The sequence below is a fragment of the Mycobacterium sp. MUNTM1 genome (assembly GCF_054660795.1).
Genome location: NZ_BAAGDE010000033.1, coordinates 1 through 20,488 on the forward strand (window position 1 = coordinate 1; position 20,488 = coordinate 20,488).

Annotated in this window: 16 protein-coding genes; 8 read left to right on the top strand and 8 right to left on the bottom strand. The window is 69.0% G+C overall.

The annotated features are described in order from the left end of the window. On the top strand, window positions 1–616 hold a 616-nt coding region (locus tag ACYQ8K_RS18495), incomplete at its 5' end, for an acyltransferase family protein (RefSeq protein WP_459971202.1). Window positions 617–814: 198 nt separating this feature from the next. On the opposite strand, the gene ACYQ8K_RS18500 is transcribed toward ACYQ8K_RS18495, so the two are convergent. Both ACYQ8K_RS18500 and ACYQ8K_RS18505 read right to left on the bottom strand, forming a co-directional pair. Next, window positions 815–2,287, bottom strand: coding sequence for an AMP-binding protein (locus ACYQ8K_RS18500; protein ID WP_459971203.1), 1,473 nt, complete (start codon window positions 2,285–2,287; stop codon window positions 815–817). After that, on the bottom strand, window positions 2,280–3,260 hold the full coding sequence (locus tag ACYQ8K_RS18505; protein WP_459971205.1) for a phosphotriesterase family protein: 981 nt from the start codon (window positions 3,258–3,260) through the stop codon (window positions 2,280–2,282). Before ACYQ8K_RS18505 ends, ACYQ8K_RS18500 begins: the two co-directional genes overlap by 8 nt. A 124-nt stretch (window positions 3,261–3,384) precedes the next feature. Between ACYQ8K_RS18505 and ACYQ8K_RS18510 the strand changes: the two genes are divergently transcribed. The 3 genes from ACYQ8K_RS18510 to ACYQ8K_RS18520 all read left to right on the top strand — a co-directional run bounded on the left by ACYQ8K_RS18510 (window position 3,385) and on the right by ACYQ8K_RS18520 (window position 6,864). Further along, a complete protein-coding gene (locus ACYQ8K_RS18510) occupies window positions 3,385–5,085 on the top strand; it encodes an acyl-CoA dehydrogenase family protein (RefSeq protein WP_459971207.1) in 1,701 nt (566 codons plus the stop codon). Between the two features lie 151 nt (window positions 5,086–5,236). Beyond that, the gene (locus tag ACYQ8K_RS18515; protein ID WP_459971209.1) at window positions 5,237–5,932 is read left to right on the top strand and encodes a TetR/AcrR family transcriptional regulator; all 696 of its coding nucleotides are present in this window, start codon (window positions 5,237–5,239) and stop codon (window positions 5,930–5,932) included. Continuing rightward, window positions 5,929–6,864, top strand: a complete 936-nt coding sequence (locus tag ACYQ8K_RS18520) for a R2-like ligand-binding oxidase (protein WP_459971211.1) — start codon at window positions 5,929–5,931, stop codon at window positions 6,862–6,864. Before ACYQ8K_RS18515 ends, ACYQ8K_RS18520 begins: the two co-directional genes overlap by 4 nt. A 7-nt stretch (window positions 6,865–6,871) precedes the next feature. On the opposite strand, the gene ACYQ8K_RS18525 is transcribed toward ACYQ8K_RS18520, so the two are convergent. Continuing rightward, complete coding sequence (locus ACYQ8K_RS18525; protein ID WP_459971213.1) at window positions 6,872–8,290, bottom strand: NADP-dependent succinic semialdehyde dehydrogenase; 1,419 nt, start codon at window positions 8,288–8,290, stop codon at window positions 6,872–6,874. A gap of 90 nt (window positions 8,291–8,380) precedes the next feature. Between ACYQ8K_RS18525 and ACYQ8K_RS18530 the strand changes: the two genes are divergently transcribed. Next, window positions 8,381–10,027: an acetolactate synthase large subunit gene (locus ACYQ8K_RS18530; protein WP_459971215.1), complete on the top strand. Its 1,647-nt coding sequence runs from the start codon at window positions 8,381–8,383 to the stop codon at window positions 10,025–10,027. A gap of 6 nt (window positions 10,028–10,033) precedes the next feature. Here ACYQ8K_RS18530 and ACYQ8K_RS18535 read toward each other — a convergent pair whose 3' ends face one another. Further along, window positions 10,034–10,459 (bottom strand): hypothetical protein, encoded by a 426-nt coding sequence (locus ACYQ8K_RS18535; protein WP_459971217.1) that lies wholly within the window; start codon window positions 10,457–10,459, stop codon window positions 10,034–10,036. A 248-nt stretch (window positions 10,460–10,707) separates the two neighbouring features. On the opposite strand from ACYQ8K_RS18535, the gene ACYQ8K_RS18540 reads away from it, so the two are divergent. Both ACYQ8K_RS18540 and ACYQ8K_RS18545 read left to right on the top strand, forming a co-directional pair. Continuing rightward, window positions 10,708–11,619: a LysR family transcriptional regulator gene (locus ACYQ8K_RS18540; RefSeq protein WP_459971286.1), complete on the top strand. Its 912-nt coding sequence runs from the start codon at window positions 10,708–10,710 to the stop codon at window positions 11,617–11,619. 104 nt (window positions 11,620–11,723) lie between these two features. Next, window positions 11,724–12,878 (top strand): NAD-dependent formate dehydrogenase, encoded by a 1,155-nt coding sequence (locus ACYQ8K_RS18545; RefSeq protein ID WP_459971219.1) that lies wholly within the window; start codon window positions 11,724–11,726, stop codon window positions 12,876–12,878. Between the two features lie 13 nt (window positions 12,879–12,891). On the opposite strand, the gene ACYQ8K_RS18550 is transcribed toward ACYQ8K_RS18545, so the two are convergent. The 4 genes from ACYQ8K_RS18550 to ACYQ8K_RS18565 all read right to left on the bottom strand — a co-directional run bounded on the left by ACYQ8K_RS18550 (window position 12,892) and on the right by ACYQ8K_RS18565 (window position 19,135). Beyond that, window positions 12,892–14,343 carry a lipase maturation factor family protein gene (locus tag ACYQ8K_RS18550; RefSeq protein ID WP_459971221.1) on the bottom strand — a complete coding sequence of 484 codons (1,452 nt, stop codon included), beginning with the start codon at window positions 14,341–14,343 and terminating at the stop codon, window positions 12,892–12,894. An 87-nt stretch (window positions 14,344–14,430) separates the two neighbouring features. Beyond that, window positions 14,431–18,621 (bottom strand): alpha-(1->3)-arabinofuranosyltransferase, encoded by a 4,191-nt coding sequence (locus ACYQ8K_RS18555; protein ID WP_459971223.1) that lies wholly within the window; start codon window positions 18,619–18,621, stop codon window positions 14,431–14,433. A gap of 52 nt (window positions 18,622–18,673) precedes the next feature. After that, on the bottom strand, window positions 18,674–18,847 hold the full coding sequence (locus tag ACYQ8K_RS18560; protein ID WP_007769006.1) for a DUF2613 domain-containing protein: 174 nt from the start codon (window positions 18,845–18,847) through the stop codon (window positions 18,674–18,676). 84 nt (window positions 18,848–18,931) lie between these two features. Beyond that, entirely contained in the window at window positions 18,932–19,135 is a 204-nt protein-coding gene (locus ACYQ8K_RS18565; protein WP_459971226.1) for a DUF2613 family protein, read from the bottom strand. Window positions 19,136–19,253: 118 nt separating this feature from the next. Between ACYQ8K_RS18565 and ACYQ8K_RS18570 the strand changes: the two genes are divergently transcribed. After that, window positions 19,254–20,411, top strand: a complete 1,158-nt coding sequence (locus ACYQ8K_RS18570; RefSeq protein WP_459971228.1) for a glycoside hydrolase family 3 N-terminal domain-containing protein — start codon at window positions 19,254–19,256, stop codon at window positions 20,409–20,411. Window positions 20,412–20,488 lie beyond the last annotated feature (77 nt).

A 20,488-nucleotide genomic window follows, 5' to 3' on the forward strand; every position in this document is an offset into this window, starting at 1 on the left:
GCCTCTCTTGTCCGGGGGCGGCGAGTCCGGCATCAACCCGCTGAACTGGCCGCCGGCGTTCTTCTCCTGGTTCGCCGCCGGCATGCTGCTGGCCGAGTGGGTGCACAGCGGGGTCGGCTTGCCCGCGCGCATCGCCCGCCGGCGAGGGGTGATGGCCGCCGTCGCGGTGGTCGCCTACCTGATCGCGGCGTCGCCGCTGGCCGGTCCCGAGGGCCTGGTGCCCGGCACCCCGGCGCAGTTCGCGGTGAAGACGGCGATGGGCTCGCTGGTGGCCTTCGCGCTGGTGGCCCCGCTGGTGCTGGACCGGGTGGACACGCCGCACCGCATCTTGGGCACCACCGCGATGGTGACCCTGGGGCGCTGGTCCTACGGGCTGTTCGTGTGGCATTTGGCGGCGCTGGCCATGGTGTTCCCGGTGCTCGGCACGTTCCCGTTCACCGGCCGCATGCCGACGGTGCTGGTGTTGACGTTGATCTTCGGCTTCGCGATCGCCGCGGTCAGTTATGCGCTGGTCGAGTCGCCGTGTCGAGAAGCGTTGCGCCGCTGGGAGAAACGCGAGGGGCCGGGCGAACCGGCGCAGGCCGTCGATGCCGAGGCCGACGCGATCGCGCCCTAGCACGGTGACGTGCAACTTGCCGCGCTCGTAGTGGAACGGCACCAAGAATTCTTCGCCGTCGTCGCTGCGGACAGAACCGCGGCCGGCGCGATCGCAGGCAACGTTCGATCAGGTCGGTACTCAGTGGCTCGATCTGCATGGCCCTGACGATCGGGCCGCGCGCTTGGAGGATACTTGGTGGCCCGCGACGACCGCGGCTCAGCTCGCCTCGGCCGCCGCCAGGCGCTCCAGGATCTGGTCGCGCACCGCCGATCGTCGGGCCTTGCCGGCGTCGTCGCGCAGCGGGGTGTCGACGAACTCGACGGTGTGCGGCACCTTGTACCCAGCCACGTTGTCACGCAAAAACTCTTGCACCGCAACGGAATCCAGCTCCGAACCGTCGATCGGGTGCACGAGCGCGTACGGCACCTGGCCGAGGTCGTCGTGGGGGACGCCGACGACCAGACAGGACAACACATCCGGGTGCGCCGAGAGCGCGTTCTCGATCTCGGCGGGGTAGACGTTGCGGCCGCCGACGGTGAACATGTCGACCCGCCGGTCCGAGAGGTACAGGTACCCGTCGGCGTCGAAATAGCCGAGATCGCCCAGCGAGTCCCAGCCGTCGCGGCTCTTCGCCGTGGCGCCGACGTAGCGGTAGGTGGGGGCGCTGTCGGGGCCGGGCCGCATGTAGATCTCGCCGATCACGCCGGGCGGGCAGGGGTTGCCGTCGTCGTCGAGCACCTTCATCTCCCCGGCGACCACCACGCCGACCGACCCGCGGTGCGTCAGCCACTGGTCCCCGGAGATGAACGTCAGTGCCTGTAATTCGGTGCCGCCGTAGAGTTCCCAGACTTTCTCCGCGCCCAAGAGGTCGATCCACGCCTGCTTGATGGCGGGCGGGCAGGGCGCGCCCAGGTGCCAGAACCGCCGAATGGACGACAGGTCGTAGGCGCCCGGGTCGGCCTGGTAGACCGGCAGGGTGCGCTGCATGATCGTCGGCACCGTGGTCAGAAACGTCACGCGATGATCGGCGATCAGCCGCAGGAACCGTTCGGGGTCGAACCGGCTCATCAGCACCAGGTGATGGCGCATCAGCAACGCGATGGTCGCGGTGGTGAAGCCGGTGTTATGGCTCAGCGGCACCGGCACCAGTGTGGTGTCGCCCTCCTGGGCGCCCAGCGGATAGCCGATCGCCGACGGTATCCGGCTGTCGCCGCCGGATTCGATCAGCTTGGGCCGGCCCGTGCTGCCGCCCGACCCCATCGCCTTCCACACCGGCGACACCGCCTCCGGCAGCGCGCCGTCCGGCAGCCCCGGATTCGGCGTGAAACCCATTGGCACGCTGGGTATCTGGTGATGCTTGCGCCCGACCAGCAGGGCGGGTGGCCGTAGGTCCAGCAAGCCCTGCAGCTCGGCGTCCGGCAACCGCGCGGACAACGGCTGGGGTACCGCGCCCAGCTTCCAGCACGCCACCGCGGCCTGGATCCATTCGACCGAATTGGGCAGCACCATGGTCACGTAGTCGCCGACGCCCACACCGCGCTCGGCGTAGGCGCGGGCCAGCCGGTTGGTCGAGCGGTCGAGCTGGGCGCGGGTGAGGGTAATGCCGTCGCAGGTGACCGCCGGCTCGTCGGGAGCGAGTTCGGCCAGCGCCGAAATCTGCGTGCCGATCGGCGGGATCGGCTCACTCATACGCGCCCTGCCGCTCGAAGATGCGCCGCGGGTTGTCCACCAGCATGGTGTGCAGCTGTTCGTCGGTGACGCCGCGCTCCTTGAGCGCCGGGATGACGTCGTTGTGAATGTGTAGGTAGTGCCAATTCGGCATCACCTGCGACACCAGCTCGTCGGGCAGGGCGTCGAAGTAACAGTTGGCGTCGTGCGAGAGCACCATCTTGTCGGCGTGCCCGCGCTCGCACATCTTCGCCACGGTGTTCACCCGGTCCTCGAACGGCAGGAACGCGTCGATGCCGAAGCGGTCCATCCCGAGGTAGGAGCCGGCGGCGATGAGCTCCTCGAGGTAGCCGATGTCGGTGCTGTCGCCGGAATGCCCGATGATCACCCGGCTCAGGTCGACGCCCTCTTCTTCGAAGATGCGTTGCTGCTCGAGGCCGCGCCGCATGCCCGCGTGCGTGTGCGTGGAGATCGGCACCCCGGTGCGCTTGTGCGCCTGGGCCACCGCACGCAGCACCCGCTCGACGCCGGGCGTGACGCCGGGTGTGTCGGTCGCGCACTTGAGGATTCCGGCTTTGATGCCGGTGTCGGCGATGCCCTGCTCGATGTCCCGGACGAACATGTCGGTCATGATCTCCGGGCCGCCGAGCTCGCCGCCCGGGCCGAGGTAGTGGAAGTACATCGGCACGTCGTTGTAGGTGTAAAGACCGGTCGCCACAACGATATTCAGCTCGGTCTCGGCCGCGACCCGGGCGATCCGCGGGATGTAGCGGCCCAGGCCGATCACGGTGAGGTCGACGATGGTGTCGACGCCGCGGGCCTTCAGTTCGTTGAGCCGCTTGATGGCGTCGGCGACGCGCCGGTCTTCGTCACCCCACGCTTCGGGGTAGTTCTCGGCGATCTCGGTGGTCATGATGAACACGTGCTCATGCATGAGGGTCACGCCCAGTGCGGCGGTATCGATGGACCCGCGAGCGGTATTGAGTTCTGACACTCCAGTGATGCTAGGGCGACGGGCACCCGACCAACAGGGTCGTTTTGTTCCGGCCGCCCCGACGGCCGCGCGATTGCAGTACCGTCACCCTCGTCTTCGTCGAGAGCCCGCTGGGAGTCACGTCATGTTGCTCAATCCCAACCACCTGCAGCGCCAGTACCCAGACCGCCGTTCGGGGGAGATCATGGCCGCGACGGTCGACTTCTTCGAGTCGCGGGGCAAGGCCCGGCTGAAGGCCGACGACCACGAACGGGTGTGGTATTCGGAGTTTTTGGACCACATCGGCCGGGAGCGCATCTTCGCCTCGTTGCTGACGCCGAGCGCCTACGGAGCGGACGATTGCCGCTGGGACACCTACCGGATCAGTGCGTTCGCCGAGATCGTCGGCTTCTACGGGCTGAACTACTGGTACCCCTTCCAGGTCACCGCCCTGGGTCTGGGCCCGATCTGGATGAGCGCCAACTCCGACGCCAAGCGCAAGGCCGCCGCGCTGCTCGAGGCCGGCGAGGTGTTCGCCTTCGGCCTCTCGGAGCAGACGCACGGCGCGGACGTCTACCAGACCGACATGAACCTGACGCCGGTGCCGGGCGGGGGCTGGACCGCCGCCGGGGAGAAGTACTACATCGGCAACGCGAATGTGGCGCGAATGGTCTCCACCTTCGGCAAGTTCGACGACACCGACGAGTACGTGTTCTTCGCCGCCGACTCGCAGCACGAGCGCTACGAGCTGATCAAGAACGTGGTGAATTCGCAGAACTTCGTCGCCAACTACGCGCTGCGCGACTACCCGGTCGCCGAGGCCGACATCCTGCACCGCGGCCCGGAGGCCTTCCATGCCGCACTCAACACCGTCAATGTCTGCAAGTACAACCTCGGCTGGGGCGCGGTCGGCATGTGTACCCACGCGATGTACGAGGCGGTCACCCACGCGTCCAACCGCATCCTGTACGGGACCGTCGTCACCGACTTCACCCACGTGCGGCGGCTGCTCACCGACGCCTATGCGCGGCTGGTCGCGATGCGGCTGGTGGCCACCCGGGCGTGCGACTACATGCGCAGCGCGTCGGCCGAGGACCGTCGCTACCTGCTGTACAGCCCGCTCACCAAGGCGAAGATCACCAGCGAAGGCGAACGCGTCATCACCGCGCTGTGGGACGTGATCGCCGCCAAGGGCGTGGAGAAGGACACCATCTTCGAGGCGATGACCCGCGAAATCGGCCTGCTGCCAAGGCTGGAGGGCACCGTCCACATCAACATCGGGCTGCTCGCCAAGTTCATGCCCAACTTCCTGTTCGCCCCCAACAGCGCGCTGCCGTTGATCGGCCGGCGCGACGACGCGGCCGACGACGCCTTCCTGTTCGCGCAGGGGCCCACCGGCGGCTTGGGCAAGGTGCGCTTCCACGACTGGCGCGCGCCCTTCGACAGCTTCGGGCACCTGCCGAACGTCGCGCTGCTGCGCTCGCAGATCGACGTGCTCGCCGACATGCTGGCCGGCGCCACCCCGGATGCCGCGCAGCAGAAGGACATCGACTTCGCGTTCGCCGTCGGGCAGTTGTTCGCGACCGTGCCCTACGCCCAGCTCATCCTGGAGGAGGCCGGGCTCTCGGGCGTCGACGAGGGATTGCTCGACGAGATCTTCGCCGTGCTGGTCCGCGACTTCAACACCTACGCCGTGGAGCTGTCCGACAAGCCGGCGACGACGGACGGACAGGCCCGCTTCGCGCTGCGGATGATCCGCCGGCCCGCCCACGACCCCGCGCGCTACGACCAGATCTGGAAGGACCACGTGCTGCCGCTCAGCGGCGCCTATCAGATGCGGCCCTGACGGGCGTCGGCTTCGACTGCCACGCCGGCGTGACGCTCGCATTCCACAGTCACGCCGGCGTGACGCTCGGCGGCTGGCGCCCCCTCCACCCCTTGACTGTGATGCGCACCACAGTAGGATGACCAGTGGTCATTCACCACGAGGAGGGGCATTGCCAACGGTCACCTGGGCACGCGTCGATCCCGCTCGTCGCGCCGCGATCATCGAGGCCGCGGAGTCGGAGTTCGGCGCCCACGGGTTCTCCCGGGGCAGCCTGAACGTCATCGCCCGCCGCGCCGGGGTCGCCAAGGGCAGCCTGTTCCAGTACTTCGCGGACAAGCGTGACCTGTACGCGTTCATCGCCGACATCGGCAGCCAGCGGGTGCGCGCCTACATGGAGGACCGCATCCGCGAGCTCGACCCGAGCCGGCCCTTCTTCGACTTCCTCACCGACTGGCTCGACGCGTGGGTGGCCTACTTCGCGGATCATCCGCACGAACGCGCGCTGCACGCCGCGGCGACCCTGGAAGTCGACACCGAAGCCCGCGTCAGCGTCCAGCACGTCATCCACCGTCATTACCTGGAAGTGATGCGCCCGCTGGTGCGCGACGCGCACGTCCGCGGCGACCTGCGCCCGGATTCCGACACCGACGCGCTGTTGTCGTTGCTGCTGTTGATCTTTCCGCACCTGGCGCTGGCGCCCTACATGCGTGGCCTGGATCCGATTCTGGGGCTCGACGAGCCCACCCCGGAACAGCCGGCGCTGGCGGTGCGCAGGCTCGTGGCGGTGCTGGCCGCCGCATTCGCGGCTGCGCCGACAACCCCGCCAATCAGCGCAGCCCCCAAACGATCTGAGGAGGTCACATGAATCGCACCCGAATCCACTCGATGGTCCAGGGCGGCCTCAACTGGGACAGCTTGCCGCTCAAGCTGTTTGCGGGAGGCAACGCGAAGTTCTGGAATCCGGCCGACATCGACTTCTCCCGCGATCGCGAGGACTGGGAGCGGCTCACCGACGACGAACGCAGCTACGCCACCCGGCTGTGCGCCGAGTTCATCGCCGGCGAGGAGTCGGTGACCCAGGACATCCAGCCGTTCATGGCCGCGATGCGGGCCGAAGGCCGGCTCGGCGACGAGATGTATCTGACGCAGTTCGCCTTCGAGGAGGCCAAGCACGTCCAGGTGTTCCGCATGTGGCTCGACGCCGTCGGCATCACCGAGGACCTGCACAACTTCCTCGACGACGTCCCGACCTACCGCACGATCTTCTACGAGGAGCTGCCGGACTGCCTGCACGCGTTGACGGTCGATCCGTCCCCGGCCGCCCAGGTGCGCGCGTCGGTGACCTACAACCACATGGTCGAGGGCATGCTCGCGCTCACCGGGTACTTCGGCTGGCACAAGATCTGCGTGGAACGCGGCATCCTGCCCGGCATGCAGGAACTGGTGCGGCGCATCGGCGACGACGAGCGACGGCACATGGCGTGGGGCACCTTCACCTGCCGGCGCCACGTCGCCGCCGACGACGCCAACTGGGGCGTCTTCGAAACGCGGATGAACGAGCTGATGCCGCTGGGCCTGCGTCTGATCGAGGAAGGCTTCGCCCTCTACGACCCGATGCCGTTCGGGCTGTCGGTGGACGAGTTCATGCAGTACGCCTCCGACAAGGGGATGCGGCGCTTCGGCACCATCTCCAGCGCCCGCGGCCGCCCCGTCGGCGAGATCGACCTCGACTACTCGCCGCTGCAGCTCGAGGACACCTTCGCGGTGGAGGACGAACGGGCGCTGGCGGGCGTCTGACGGGCGATCACTCGACCTTGTTGTCGCCGGCCGCGGAGCCGCTCTCGGTTTCCCCGACCCACACGGTCTTGGCGTTGACGAACGCACGGATGCCCAGGCCCGCGAGCTCGCGTCCGTACCCGGACCGCTTGACGCCGCCGAACCCCAATTCGGGATAGGACACCGTCATCCCGTTGATGAAGACCTGGCCGGCCTCGATGTCGTCGATGAAGCGCTGCTGCTCGGCCTCGTCGTTGGTCCAGGCGTTGGACCCCAGGCCGAACGTGGTGGCGTTGGCGATCTCGATGGCCTCGTCGATGTCGGCCGCCCGGTACATCGACGCGACCGGGCCGAACACCTCCTCGGTGTACAGGGCCATGTCCTTGGTGATGTCGGTGACCACCGTCGGCGGGTAGTACCACCCCGGCCGGTCGATGGGCTTGCCGCCGAGCCGGATCTTGGCGCCCGCCGCGGCGGCGTCGTCGACCTGCTTGGCGATCTCGTCGCGGCCCGACTCGGTGGCCAGCGGGCCCACGTCGGTGTCCGGGTCGGTCGGGTCGCCGACTGTCAGCGCCTCCATCTGCTTGGTGAACTTGTCGACGAACGCGTCGTAGATGTCGGTGTGCACGATGAAGCGCTTCGCGGCGATGCAGGACTGGCCGTTGTTCTGCACCCGGGCGGTGACCGCCGTCTTGGCGGCCTCGTCCAGGTTCGCCGAGGGCATCACGATGAACGGGTCGCTGCCGCCGAGCTCGAGCACGGTCGGCTTGATCTCGTCGCCGGCGATGGCCGCCACCGACTGGCCGGCCGGCTCGCTGCCGGTCAGCGTGGCCGCCGCGACGCGGGGGTCGCGCAGGATGCGCTCGACCGCGCTGGAGGAGACGAGCAGCGTTTGGAAACACCCCTCGGGGAAGCCGCCGCGCTTGATCACGTCGGCGAGGTAGAGCGCGCTCTGCGGGACGTTCGACGCGTGCTTGAGGATGCCGACGTTGCCGGCCATCAGCGCCGGCGCGGCGAACCGCACGGCCTGCCACAGCGGGAAGTTCCACGGCATCACGGCCAGCACCACGCCCAGCGGTTGATAGCGGGTGTAGGCCCTCTTCGCGCCCACCGCCTCGGCGTCGGCCGGCTCGTCGGCCAGCAGCTGCTCGGCGTTCTCGGCGTAGTAACGAAAACCCTTGGCGCACTTAAGCGCTTCCGCCTTGGCCGACTTCAGCGTCTTGCCCATCTCCAGCGTCATCATCGCGGCGACGTCGTCGGCCTCGGACTCCAGCAGGTCGGCGGTCGCGTTTGCCCACTGGGCGCGCTGGGCAAACGTGGTGTTGTGGCGGTAATCGAGAAAGCGTTCGTAGGCACGGGCAATCGCGGCGTCGACTTCTTGGTCGGTGGCCGGGGTGAAGGTCTTCACTGTCTCGCCGGTAGCCGGGTTAATGGTGGCGATGGGCACGTCGGCCCTCCTTCATCAGGTTCGTGTTGCTTGGCGGCTGAAAGTCCAACACCTAGCCTGCCACTATCGTTCCCCTAAGGGAGGTGTCGGATGAGCAAAGCCGCCGAGCTGATCGTCAAGTGCCTGGAAAACGAGGGTGTTTCCGTCGTGTTCGGGGTGCCCGGCGAGGAGAACATCCGGTTCGTGCAGGCGCTGGCGGCCTCGTCCATCCGCTACGTGCTAACCCGGCACGAGCAGGCCGCCTCGTTCATGGCCGAGATGTACGGCAGGGTCACCGGGCGGGCCGCGGTGGTGTCGGCCACGTTGGGCCCGGGCGCGATCAACATGCAGCTCGGTACGGCCGACGCCACCACCAACAGCACCCCGTTGGTCGCCATCTCCGCGCAGGTGGGTCACGACCGGGAGTTCAAGGAGTCACACCAGTACGTCGACCTGGTGTCGATGTTCGCCCCCATCACCCGTTGGGCGGCGGGCATCCCGACCGCGCGCGCCATCCCCGAGATGGTGCGCAAGGCGTTCAAGCTCGCCGAGTCCGAGCGCCCGGCCGCGGTCTACCTGGCGGTGCCCGAGCACATCGACGCCGACGAGACCGACTACGACCTGGGACCGTTGCCGCGCAACGTCGTCCGCCCCGACGCCCCGGCCCCCCGCCAGGTGGCGCGCGCCGTCGACGTCCTGCGCAACGCCAAGCGCCCGGTGCTGCTGGCCGGGCACGGCGCCGCCCGCGCCGACGCCACCAAGGCCCTGGTGCGCTTCGCCGAAGAGTTCGGCATCCAGGTGGCCAACACCTTCCACGGCAAGGGTGTCATGCCCGACGACCACCCGAACAGCATCGGCACGCTGGGCTTCATGCGGCACGACTACGTCAACTTCGGGTTCGACAACGCCGACGCCGTCATCGCCGTCGGCTACGAGCTGCAGGAGTTCGACCCGGTGCGGATCAACCCGCAGGCCGACAAGAAGATCATCCACATCCACCGGTTCCCGGCCGAGGTCGACGCGCACTACTCGGTGGACGTGGGGATCATCGGCGACATCAGCGATTCGCTGAACGCCCTGACCGACGCGCTGTCCGGGCACACCTTCGCTCACTCCGCCGAGGTGCCCGGTTCGGGCCTGCTCGCCGAGGAATTCGCACGGGGCCAACAGGATTCGCGCTACCCGATGGCGCCGGCACGGGTGGTCGCCGACACCCGCGCGGCCCTGGGTCGCAGCGACATCGTCCTGGTCGACACCGGCGCCACCAAGATGTGGATGGCCCGGCTCTACCCGACGTACGAGCGGAACACCTGCCTGATCTCAAACGGGTTGTCCACCATGAGTTTTGCGCTGCCCGGGGCGCTGGGTGTCAAGCTGGCGCAGCCGGATTGCAAGGTACTGGCCGTCGTCGGCGACGGTGCGTTCCTGATGAACTCGCAGGAGATCGAGACCGCCGTGCGTGAGCGCATCCCGCTGGTGGTGCTGATCTGGGAGGACAACGGTTACGGCCTCATCGAATGGAAGATGGACCTCGAGCTCGGGGCGCACTACTACGTGAAGTTCAACAACCCCGACGTGGTGACGTACGCGGAAAGCTTCGGCGCCAAGGGATATCGGATCGACAGCGCCGAGGAGCTGCTGCCGACGCTGCGGACCGCGCTCGACGACGACGGCGTCTCGCTGATCAGTTGCCCGGTCGACTACTCCGAGAATCTGCGGTTGACCGACCGCCTCGGCGAGCTGGACGAAACGCTGTAGTTTGCCTCAGGACGACTGCTTGATCTGTATCTGGTCGGTATAGGAGTAGCCCGCGGGGTGCCCGCAGGCCGGGATCATATAGGTGTGCTGTGCCGTGCCCGCAAGGGTGTTCGGGTCCCACGTCAAATGGGAGCTGGCGGCGTACTGCACGGAACTACCGTCGGCGCAGGCGATGTTGTTCATCGTGTCCAAGACCCATTGACCATCGACCAAGTGCGCCTGGCTGCCGCCCAGCCCGGCTTTGATGAAGATGCATCCGTCACCGCAGGAGTTGACCGCCCAGGAGGTGTTGAAGGTTGCCCCGGCCGGGGTTGTCGCGGTCTCGGTGTAGTTGCCGTTCATCGTCGGTGTGCCGGCCCACGCCAGGCCGGCCGTACAGCCGGCTAAGCCGGCGAACACAGCGGTTGTCGCGAAGCCCCGTGCGAAACCCATCACCATGTTTCCTTCCGTCGAGCTCACCCAGGTGTTGAGCGTTCATGATGGTGTATCACAGGTTGGGGTCCGCCGCGATTCGGCAAACTTTTCCGCCGTCGGCTGGGGTGGTGCCACGATGCCCAGGGCGGCCGGCGTTGTACGGGTGGGTTGGTGAAATTCATTTAGTGTCAATGTAATTGGCGAGCATCTGGTCATGGGGACACACCTGGAACGGGTCTCCTGGGGCGCCCGTGGTCGAATGGCACATGCTGTTCCGTCAGCTGGAGTACTTCGTCGCGCTCGCGCAAGAGCGCCACTTCGCGCGCGCGGCGAGCGCCTGTTACGTGTCGCAGCCCGCACTGTCGGAAGCCATCCGCAAGCTCGAATCCGAGCTCAATGTCCCGCTGGTGCGGCGCGGTCAGAAGTTCGAGGGCCTCACCCCCGAGGGCGAGCGGCTGGTGCCGTGGGCGCGGCGTATCCTGGCCGACCGCGACGCCCTCAAACAGGAAGTCACCGCCCTGCGAGCCGGCCTGACCGGCGAACTGCGGCTCGGTGTGGTGCCGGCCGCCTCGACCACCGTTGCGCTGCTTACGGATCCGTTCTGCGCGGCGCATCCGCTGGTGCGTGTCCAGCTCGAGGTCAACCTGCGCTCGGCCGGGATCGTCGAGCGCGTCCGCAAGTTCGAACTGGACGCGGGCATCCTGTATCCGGACCAACAGGACACCGCCGATCTTCTGGTCACCCCGCTGTACCACGAGCAGCCGGTGCTCATCGCCGCCGCCGAACTGCTTGGCGGCGAAGCGAAGACGATGACGTGGTCGGATGCCGTGCAGCTGCCGCTGTGCCTGCTGACGCAGGGCATGCGCGGCCGCCGGCTCATCGACGACGCGTTGGCCACCCATGGCCTGCAGGTCACCCCGCAGCTGGAAACCGATTCCGTGGCCGCGCTGTTCGCGCACGTTCGCACCGGCCGGTGGGCGAGCATCGTGCCGCAACCGTGGATCCACACCCTGGGCGTGCCGCCCGGGGTGAGCGTGCTGCCGCTGCGACGCCCGTCGGTCACCGCGCTGATTGCGCTGGTGACCAACCGGGCCGAGCCGGGCTCGTTGCTGGCCCGTGCGTTGCGCCGGACCGCGCGCGAGGCCCGCATCGGCGCGACGCTCGGCGAGCTGTCCTAGCGGCGCTGATCGGCGCCGCCTATCAGGCGGTCGGAATCGTGTCTTGGACACCGCGGCCGGCGCGCTCCGAGACTGGGCGTGATCCCCGGTTTAAGGAGAATTCGATGGCCAAGTGTGTGATGGTGCTCTACCCCGACCCCGTCGACGGGTACCCGCCGAGCTACGCGCGCGACAGCATCCCGACCATCCGCGGATACCCCGATGGCAGCACCGTGCCGAGCCCGTCGAAGATCGACTTCACCCCCGGCGAGCTGCTCGGCTGCGTCTCGGGTGCCCTGGGGCTGCGCCGATTCTTCGAAGACGCCGGCCACGAACTGGTGGTGACCTCGGACAAGGACGGCCCCGACTCGGAATTCGAGCGCGAGCTGGCCGACGCGGAAATCGTGATCTCCCAGCCATTTTGGCCGGCCTACCTGACCGCGGAACGCATCGCTGGCGCACCCAAGCTCAAGCTGGCGCTGACCGCCGGCATCGGGTCGGATCACGTCGATCTGGACGCGGCCCAGCAGCGCGGTATCACCGTGGCCGAGGTGACGTACAGCAACAGCATCAGCGTCGCCGAGCACACGGTGATGCAGATCCTGGCGCTGGTGCGCAATTTCGTGCCGTCACACCGGTGGGCGGTCGAAGGCGGCTGGAACATCGCCGATTGCGCCCAACGCGCCTACGACCTGGAGGGAATGGACGTCGGGTTGATCGCGGCCGGGCGGATCGGGCGGGCCGTGCTGCGGCGGCTGGCGCCGTTCGACGTCAACCTGCACTACACCGATACCCGCCGGCTGGCACCGGAAGCCGAGAAGCAGCTCAACGTCACGTTCCACCCCACGGTCGAGTCGCTGGTGCAAGCGGTCGACGTGGTGTCCGTCCACTCGCCGCTGTACGACGACACCCGCCGGATGTTCAACGAGCAACTGATCGCGTCCATGCGCCGGGGCTCCTACATCGTCAACACGGCCCGCGCCGAGGAGACCGTCCCGGAGGCGATCGCGGCCGCCCTGGAGTCGGGTCAGCTGGCGGGATACGCCGGAGACGTGTGGTACCCGCAGCCGCCGCCGCCCGACCATCCCTGGCGGACGATGCCGAATAACGCAATGACACCACATGTTTCGGGCACCACGCTGTCCGCCCAGGCGCGTTACGCGGCAGGCACCCGGGAAATCCTGGAGAGCTGGTTCGCCGGCCAGCCCATCCGTCCCGAATACCTGATCGTGGAAGGCGGCAAGCTCGCGGGCACCGGGGCGCTGTCCTACCAGAAGTAGCCGCCCGCTCCGCTCAGTTGGCCCTGGCCGCCTTGGGCAGGGCCATCGGTGGCACGTATCCGCCGATCAGGGCGCGATGCCACCACGCCCGATCGCGGCGCAGCTCGGCCGGCGTGGTGAAGCGGTACTGGTAGAGCTGTGCCCGCACGTAGCGGGGCGGTGAATCGGGAAACGGGTTGTGGCGCAACAACCGCAGGGTCGGTCGATCGTTTTCCAGCAGCCGCTGCAAGAACGGCCGCAGCCAGGGCTGCGCGTACCCCGGCGAGATCGCGGCGAACCACATCAGCCAGTCCAGGCGCAGATGATACGGGGCCCACTGTCGGGGCAGCCGGCGCGGCGCTCCCGGCTTGCCCTTGAATTCGTATTCCTTCCAGGCGGTTTGGCTGGTGATGACGGCCTCCTCGGTGCCTTCGATCACCACCTCCCGCCGGATCCGCCCGATACTGCCGAACGCGCCGTAGGTGTTCACCAGATGAAATGAGTTGAACGACATGTTCATTCGCTGACGGGAGGACAACATGTTCGCCAGCGGCCAGTAGCTCATGAACACCACCGCGGCCGTGACGGCGGCCACCAGCCCGACGAACCACAGCGGTGTCGCCGCCGGCCCCGCATACGCCGGCAGGAGGCCCTTGGGCAGCACCAACGCCAACGACGCGTCGTCGATGGCGCTGAACGCCAACACGATGGTCACCCAATTGAGCCACGCGAAATTGCCCGAGGCGACCAGCCACAACTGGGTGATCACGATGATCGCGGCGGCCACGCTGGCCACCGGCTGCGGCGCGAACAACCCGAACGGCACGATCAGCTGCGCGAAATGGTTGCCCGCCACCTCGATGCGGTGCAGGGGCTTGGGCAGGTGGTGGAAGAACCAGCTCAACGGCCCCGGCATGGGCTGCGTCTCATGGTGGTAGTACAGACACGTCAGATCGCGCCAGCACGGGTCGCCGCGCATCTTGATCAGTCCCGCACCGAACTCGACCCGGAACAACAGCAGGCGAACCATCCAGAGCGTCAGCACCGGCGGCGCCACGTCGTGATTGCCCAGGAAGATCATCAGGAATCCGGTCTCGAGCAGGAGAGACTCCCAGCCGAACGAGTACCAGGTCTGCCCGACGTTGACGATCGACAGGTAGAGCACCCACAGCGCCAGCCACATCGCCATCGCGGCCCCCATCGGCACCGCGTCGGCGGCCCCGGCGACGATCGCCACCGACAGCGCCGCACCGAACCAGGAGACGGCCGCAAAAAGCCGATCGGAATAGCGCACATGAAAAAGACTCGGGGTGCGCCAAAACGATTGTCTCGCCAAGAACTGCGGGATGGGCAGGATGCCGCGCTCGCCGATGAGCGCGCGGAACTGGACCGCGGCGGCGACGAACCCGAGCAGGTAAATCGCCGCGGCGCCGCGCTCGAGCACCAGTCTGCCCACCCAATATTCGGGTGCGGAAAACCAGTCCATGGCGCTAACTCCTCGATTGGTGACGGTTACGCCAACCCGCATATCCAGTCAATCAGCCGGTAGACGGGTAGCCAATAGCCCAACCGACTATTCGTCGCGCCGCCCCCGTGCACGTTCGGGGAGCGCAACCACCGAAGCGACAAGCACCGCAAGCGAAATCAGCGCCAACAGCTGGACACCGGCGGAATGGCCGGCGTAGCCGTCGGCCGACCGCCACGGCTGCCGTGACAGCACCGCGCCGGCCAGGATCAGGCCGCCGGCGCTGCCCAGCACGCCGAGGCGTTGCCAGCGCTCCCTGCGCAGCGCATACCGCAGAGCCAGTGCGGTCCCCATCACCGCGACACCGCCCACGCCGGCAATCACCCCCGCGGCGGCCAGCGCAGGGACGGCCGCCCATGGCCCGGGCCGCCACGGCCGCGCGGGCGCGTCGCCGTCGTCCTTTCTTCGGCTGCGCCAGAACGCGAGCATCGCCAGCAGCGGCAGCAGCGCCAGGCCCACCGCCAGGCCGGCCCGGTAGAGCGAGTTGGAGGCGAACGTCAGCGTGATGGTGCCGGGGTCACCCGCGGGCACCAGCCAACCCTGCTGCCACCCGTTGACCGCGATCGGCGTCAAGCGGGCGCCGCTGCCGGTGCGCGCCACCCAGCCCGGGTTGATGCTTTCCGGGATGACCAGCACCCGGGAGGTCGACGAAGCGGACGCCTGCACTTCGCGGCGATCCGGACCCCAGGCCCGCCAAGATGAAACACGCAGCGGCCGTGCGACTTCGGTGGCGGCCGAGGCCGTCAGTTCGGCTCCGTCCACGACGAACTGGGCGCCGGGGCTGATCAGCAGCTCCTGTTGGCCCGCGGGCAGCGCGATCGGGTCGCGGTCGCAGGGCACCGCGGCGACGGGCGCGTCATCCAGGATCGCCCCCACGGTGGTGTGGATCGCGGTGTGCACGAACCGCCCCGCGACCGCGATGACCGGTCCGCGGTCGCAGCCGACGCTGATCTCCCGGGTGCGGTTGCGGGCCGCGTCGGCGGGCGCGATCGGCTTGCCGTCGGCACCCAGCGCCGCGACCTCGGCCAGCCCGGGCGGCTTGAGCTGGTCGAAACCCAAAGCGTTGCGGTCGATGACGTCCTGCCAATTCAGCAGGCTGATGGTCACGGTGTCGGTCACCCGGGGTTTCAGCGGCACTGTCTGCGCGCCGTCGGGTTTCATCGTGGCGGCTTGCGGGCCATCGCCCAGGTTGACGGCCACCATTGTCGGGTGCGCGGGCAATGTCGAGCGGCTCGGGGCCAGCCGCACCGCGGTGACCTCGGTGGGGCGGGGCAGCGTGAGCGTCAGGGTCGGCGGGGCCTTGTGCTGCACCACCCGCTGCGGCGCCGTCCACGCGGTGGCCGGGTCGCCGTCGGCGGCGGCGTACGCCGAGCCCAGGACGTCGACGGTGTCCGAATCACCGTGGGCGACGGTGGTATTGGGCTCGGTGATCAGGTCGGCCAGCTTGGGGCCCTGGCGCGGGCGCACCCACACCGTCGGGGTGACCGACATCGGCGCCGGCACGGTCAGCGTGCGGCTGAAGTTGACCGGTTCCTCCGGGGCCAGGGCCATCGACGGCGCGCAGCGCACGCCGTCGGGCGCCGCGGCGCAACCCGGCCGGCCCAGCAGCTCCGAGCCCAGGTCCCAGCCCGCGATCGGCGAGCCCGGCGGCGGCCCGGGCACCCGCACGGTGTGCCGCAGGTCGACCTGGTGGGCGAATCCGGAGGCGTCATACTGGGTGATCGACAGGTCGGTGATGCCGAACTGCACGCCGGCGGATCCGTCGTCGGTGCCCGCGGCGGTGATCCGCACCCACGGGGTCTCGCCGAAGGGCAGCGCTGCGGCGAGCGGCTTGCCCGGCTCGTCGAACCGCAAAGTTGTGCTGCCCGTGGCGGTTTCGATCAGGATGCGGCGCACCTGGGCGCCGACGGCGGTGGCGCTGGGCGTCAACGTGATCGCGGCGTTGGTCACCGGATGGTCGAAATCGATCCGCATCCACTGCCCGACGGCGGCCTGCAGCGAGTTGGACACCCAGGCGGTCGCCGAGTCGCCGTCGATCGCGGCGGCCGGCGAGTTCGCCGGCGCGACGTCGGGCATCGCGGTGGAATCCGACGACGAGCTCGACACCGTGATCCGCCCGCCGGTCCAGGCGGCGGTCACCGGGTCGGCGCCGGGGACGGGATAGTCGGGCACCCGGTTGTAGGTGTGCCGCGCATCGCCGGGTGCCCGGATCGCCGATGAATGTTGGTCCACGCGGCCGTAATCCGTCTCACGGGCCACCGGGGTGTCGGTGATGGTCACCCCGGCGTCCACCGGCAGCCCGGCGCCGCGCGCGTCGGCGGTCAGCAGCGCCGGGCCCAGCGGCGGCTGACCCAGCAACCGTCGCCGCTCGTCGAGACGCAGCAGCGCCTCGGGCCCGCCGTCGACCCGGGCCAGCCGGTCGGTGTCGACGAAATACGGTGTGGCGGGATCACTGTCGTCGCCGACCCGATAAATCTCGACCGCCGGGTAGCGCGGCCGCAATCCGCTGTCCGCGACGAAACCGGCGAGCGTGCCGGGCCCCACCGGCGCGCCGAACTGTGCGACCTTGCGCAGCCCGGGCGACCCGTCGATGGCGCGGTGCACCAGAATCGGACGCGCCGACCGCGACGTGTCGGGGTCCAGGTCGTTGCGCAGCGCGACATAGGAAATGCCTTGGCGGGCAAGGGTATCGGCCAAGCCGGCCGACGGGCGACCGGCGGCGAACAAGCGCTGCACCGAATCGAGCGCCCGGATGGTCTGCGGCGGGGTCAGCGGGATGGAATCGCGCACCCCCCAGGGGCTGGCGCCCAGCACCTGCAGCGGCTCGTCGTGGCTGGTGCCCCACACCTGGGTGGCGAACGGCGCGCCTGGGACCACGAGCACCCGCCCGGGTGTGGGTGTCCCGGTGTTGTGCTCGGTGAGCCAGTCGGCGGCCTCGTGCCAGTACTGCGGGATCGCGGTGAAGGTTCCCGGTGGGGCCAGCCGACCGGTCCACGCCAGTGACGTGCTGACCATCAGCGCCGTCACCACCACGATCGCGGCGGCGAGCCGTTTGTCGCGCTCGGGGTGCGCAAAGGCGCGCAGCCACACCAAGGTTGGCGCGCTGCCCGGCAGGGGTAGCCGGCCCAGCAGCTGCGCGAGGCCCAGCACCAGCGGGATCCTGATCACCGATCCCAGCTTGTGCACGTTGCGCAGCGGGGCGCCGCCGGCGTCCAGGAAGGCCTGCACCGCGTGCGCCACCGGCGAGCCGAGGCCGCCGCTGTATCCGGCGGCCATCAGCACCACCCCGACCAACAGCATCGTCACCAGCCGTCCGCGCGCCGGCATCGCCCGGCTGGCCAGCCCCGCGAGCCCGGCCGCCGCGACCAGGCAGGTGCCCAGCACGGCCGCCGACCCGGTCACCAGCGGGGCGCCCGCGGTGGCGGTCGGCGCCACGTAGGGGGTCCAGCTGTCGGTGCCGCGCAACATCTCGACCAGTGACGACCATTGCGTCGTCACGCCGGACGATTCGATGAAGTCGAGGAAGGAAGGGCTGATGGCGCGCAGCATCACCAGCGCCACCACCCACCACAGCGTGGCCAGCATCACCGCCACCAGCCACCACCCGGTGTAGCGCCACCACAACCGGTTCGGTCGGTGGCACGCCCACCAGATCACCGCCGGCAGGCAGCCGGCCGCGGTCGCGATGGCGTTCACCGCGCCCATCAGCGCGATGGCCAGGCCCGCCTGGCCGGCCAGCGCCCGCACGGATCGCCCGCCGTCGGCCCGCAGGGCGAGGATCGTCGGCAGCAACACCCACGGCGCCAACATCATTGGCAAGGTTTCCGACGAGATCGATCCGAGCGTGGTCAGCACCCGCGGTGACAGCGCGAACGCGGCCGCGGCGATCACCCGCGACGCCGGGCTGCCGATCCGCAACGCCTCGGCGACCCGCAACAGCCCCCAGAAGCCGACGGTGAGCAGCAGCGCCCACCACAGCCGCTGGGTGATCCAGCCGGGCACGCCCAGCGCGTGGCCGACCAGAAAGAAGGTGCCGTGCGGAAACAGGTAGCCGTAGGCCTGGTTCTGCGCCTGCCCGAACGGCAGCTCGCTGTTCCACAGGTTGGTCGCCCGGGCCAGAAAGCGCAGCGGGTTCGCGGTCAGGTCAAGCTTGGTGTCCGGGGAGATCCGTCCGGGGGACTGGGCGAACGTCAGGGCCAGTGCGATCGCACCGACCAACCACAACCATCGGCGCGACACCGGCCCAGCCGTCGAGCACGAGACCGACGCTTCGGTCCCCGTCCGCGACTGGCTAGCTACGGTTGCCGTACTCGACCCGGTTGAGCACTGACGACTGCGGATCGCCCCCGGGGAGTGGCGGCTTCGTGTCTTGCTGGACCATCAGCGTGATCCCGAAGATCGCGGCCGCGCCGAGCAGCAGGCCAACCACAACGCTCGCTGCGGCGGGCGCAACGATCCGGTTCATTGAAGGCTCCTGAGGGTTCGGCTTGCGGTCGTTTCGACCTAGCGCCAACCTAGCAGAAGGCCGCCCGGCCACCGGGAGCGCTCGTCACCAGTGCAGACAGTGCCCGTGGAAACAGCGGTCGCCGTATTCCACCTGATAGGGGCCGGCCGGAAGCGCAGGGCGCTGCAGGCTCGGCGCCTGCACCAGGCTGTGGTCGGCCATGGCGAGCGTGATCCCGACGGTCGTCGCCACCCCGACGGACAACCCCACCGCGACGCTGACCGCGGCGGCCAACGTGAAACCGTTCATCGCTGGCTCCTCCCTGCCAGTCAATGGGCCCCGACCAGCCCCCAGCCCCTGATCAGGAACGTACCGTTGATGCCCCCTGGAGCCGGGCACGAAACGCCCGCCGTGAAAGCATGGCCCGATGGCATTTTCGCGCACCTTGGCCGTGCTTGCCGCCGCGTCGGCGCTGCTGGCCGGCTGCGGCCACCACGCCGCGCACCCACCCCGCCCGTCGACGTCGACATCGAGCAAGCCGGTGGCCGCCCCGGCGCCGCCGGTGTGTGCCGACCCGTCGGCCGTTCCGGCGACGCTGGGCATCCGCGACAAGCTCGCGCAACTGCTGATGGTGGGCGTAAAGAACGCCGACGACGCCCGGGCCGTCGTCAACGGCTACCACGTGGGCGGCATCTTCATCGGCAGCTGGACCGACCTGTCGATCTTCAAGGGGCCGCTGGCCGACATCGCCGCCAAGGCGGGCCCGCTGCCGCTGGCGGTCAGTGTCGACGAAGAGGGCGGCCGGGTCTCGCGGCTGAAGTCGTTGATCGGGACCTCGCCGTCGCCCCGCGAGCTGGCGCAGACGCAAACCGTCCAGCAGGTGCACGACCTGGCCGCCGACCGCGGCAAGAAGATGCGCGACCTGGGCATCACCGTCGACTTCGCGCCCGTCGTCGACGTCAGCGACGAGCCCGACGACGCCGTGATCGGCAACCGTTCGTTCGGCGCGGACCCGGCCAAGGTCACCGAGTACGCCGGTGCGTATGCGCAGGGGCTGCGCGACGCCGGGCTGCTGCCGGTGCTCAAGCACTTCCCCGGCCACGGGCACGGCTCGGGCGATTCGCACACCGGGGGCGTCGTCACGCCGCCGCTGGACGACCTGCAGAACAACGATCTGGTGCCCTACCGGACCCTGGTGACCACGCCGCCGGTCGGGGTGATGGTGGGCCACCTACAGGTTCCCGGTCTCACGGGCGACGCCCCGGCCAGCCTGAGCCCCGAGGCGGTGCAGCTGCTGCGCAACGGGGTCGGCTACAAGGGCCCGCCGTTCACCGGGCCGGTCTTCAGCGACGACCTGTCCAGCATGGCCGCCATCTCCGACCGGTACGGGGTGTCGGAGGCCGTGCTGCGCAGCCTGCGGGCCGGGGTCGACGTCGCGCTATGGGTCACCACCGACGAAGTGCCGGCGGTCTTGGACCGGTTGCAACAGGCGGTGGCGTCCGGCGACCTGCCGGCCAAGCAGGTCGACGATTCGCTGGTGCGGGTGGCGACGATGAAGGGCCCCAGCCCCAGCTGCGGCCACTAGCGGGTCGCCGCCTTAGGCGGTACTGGGCATGACACCGCACCACATTGCCTACTCTTGAGTCAGATAGACGGGCTGAG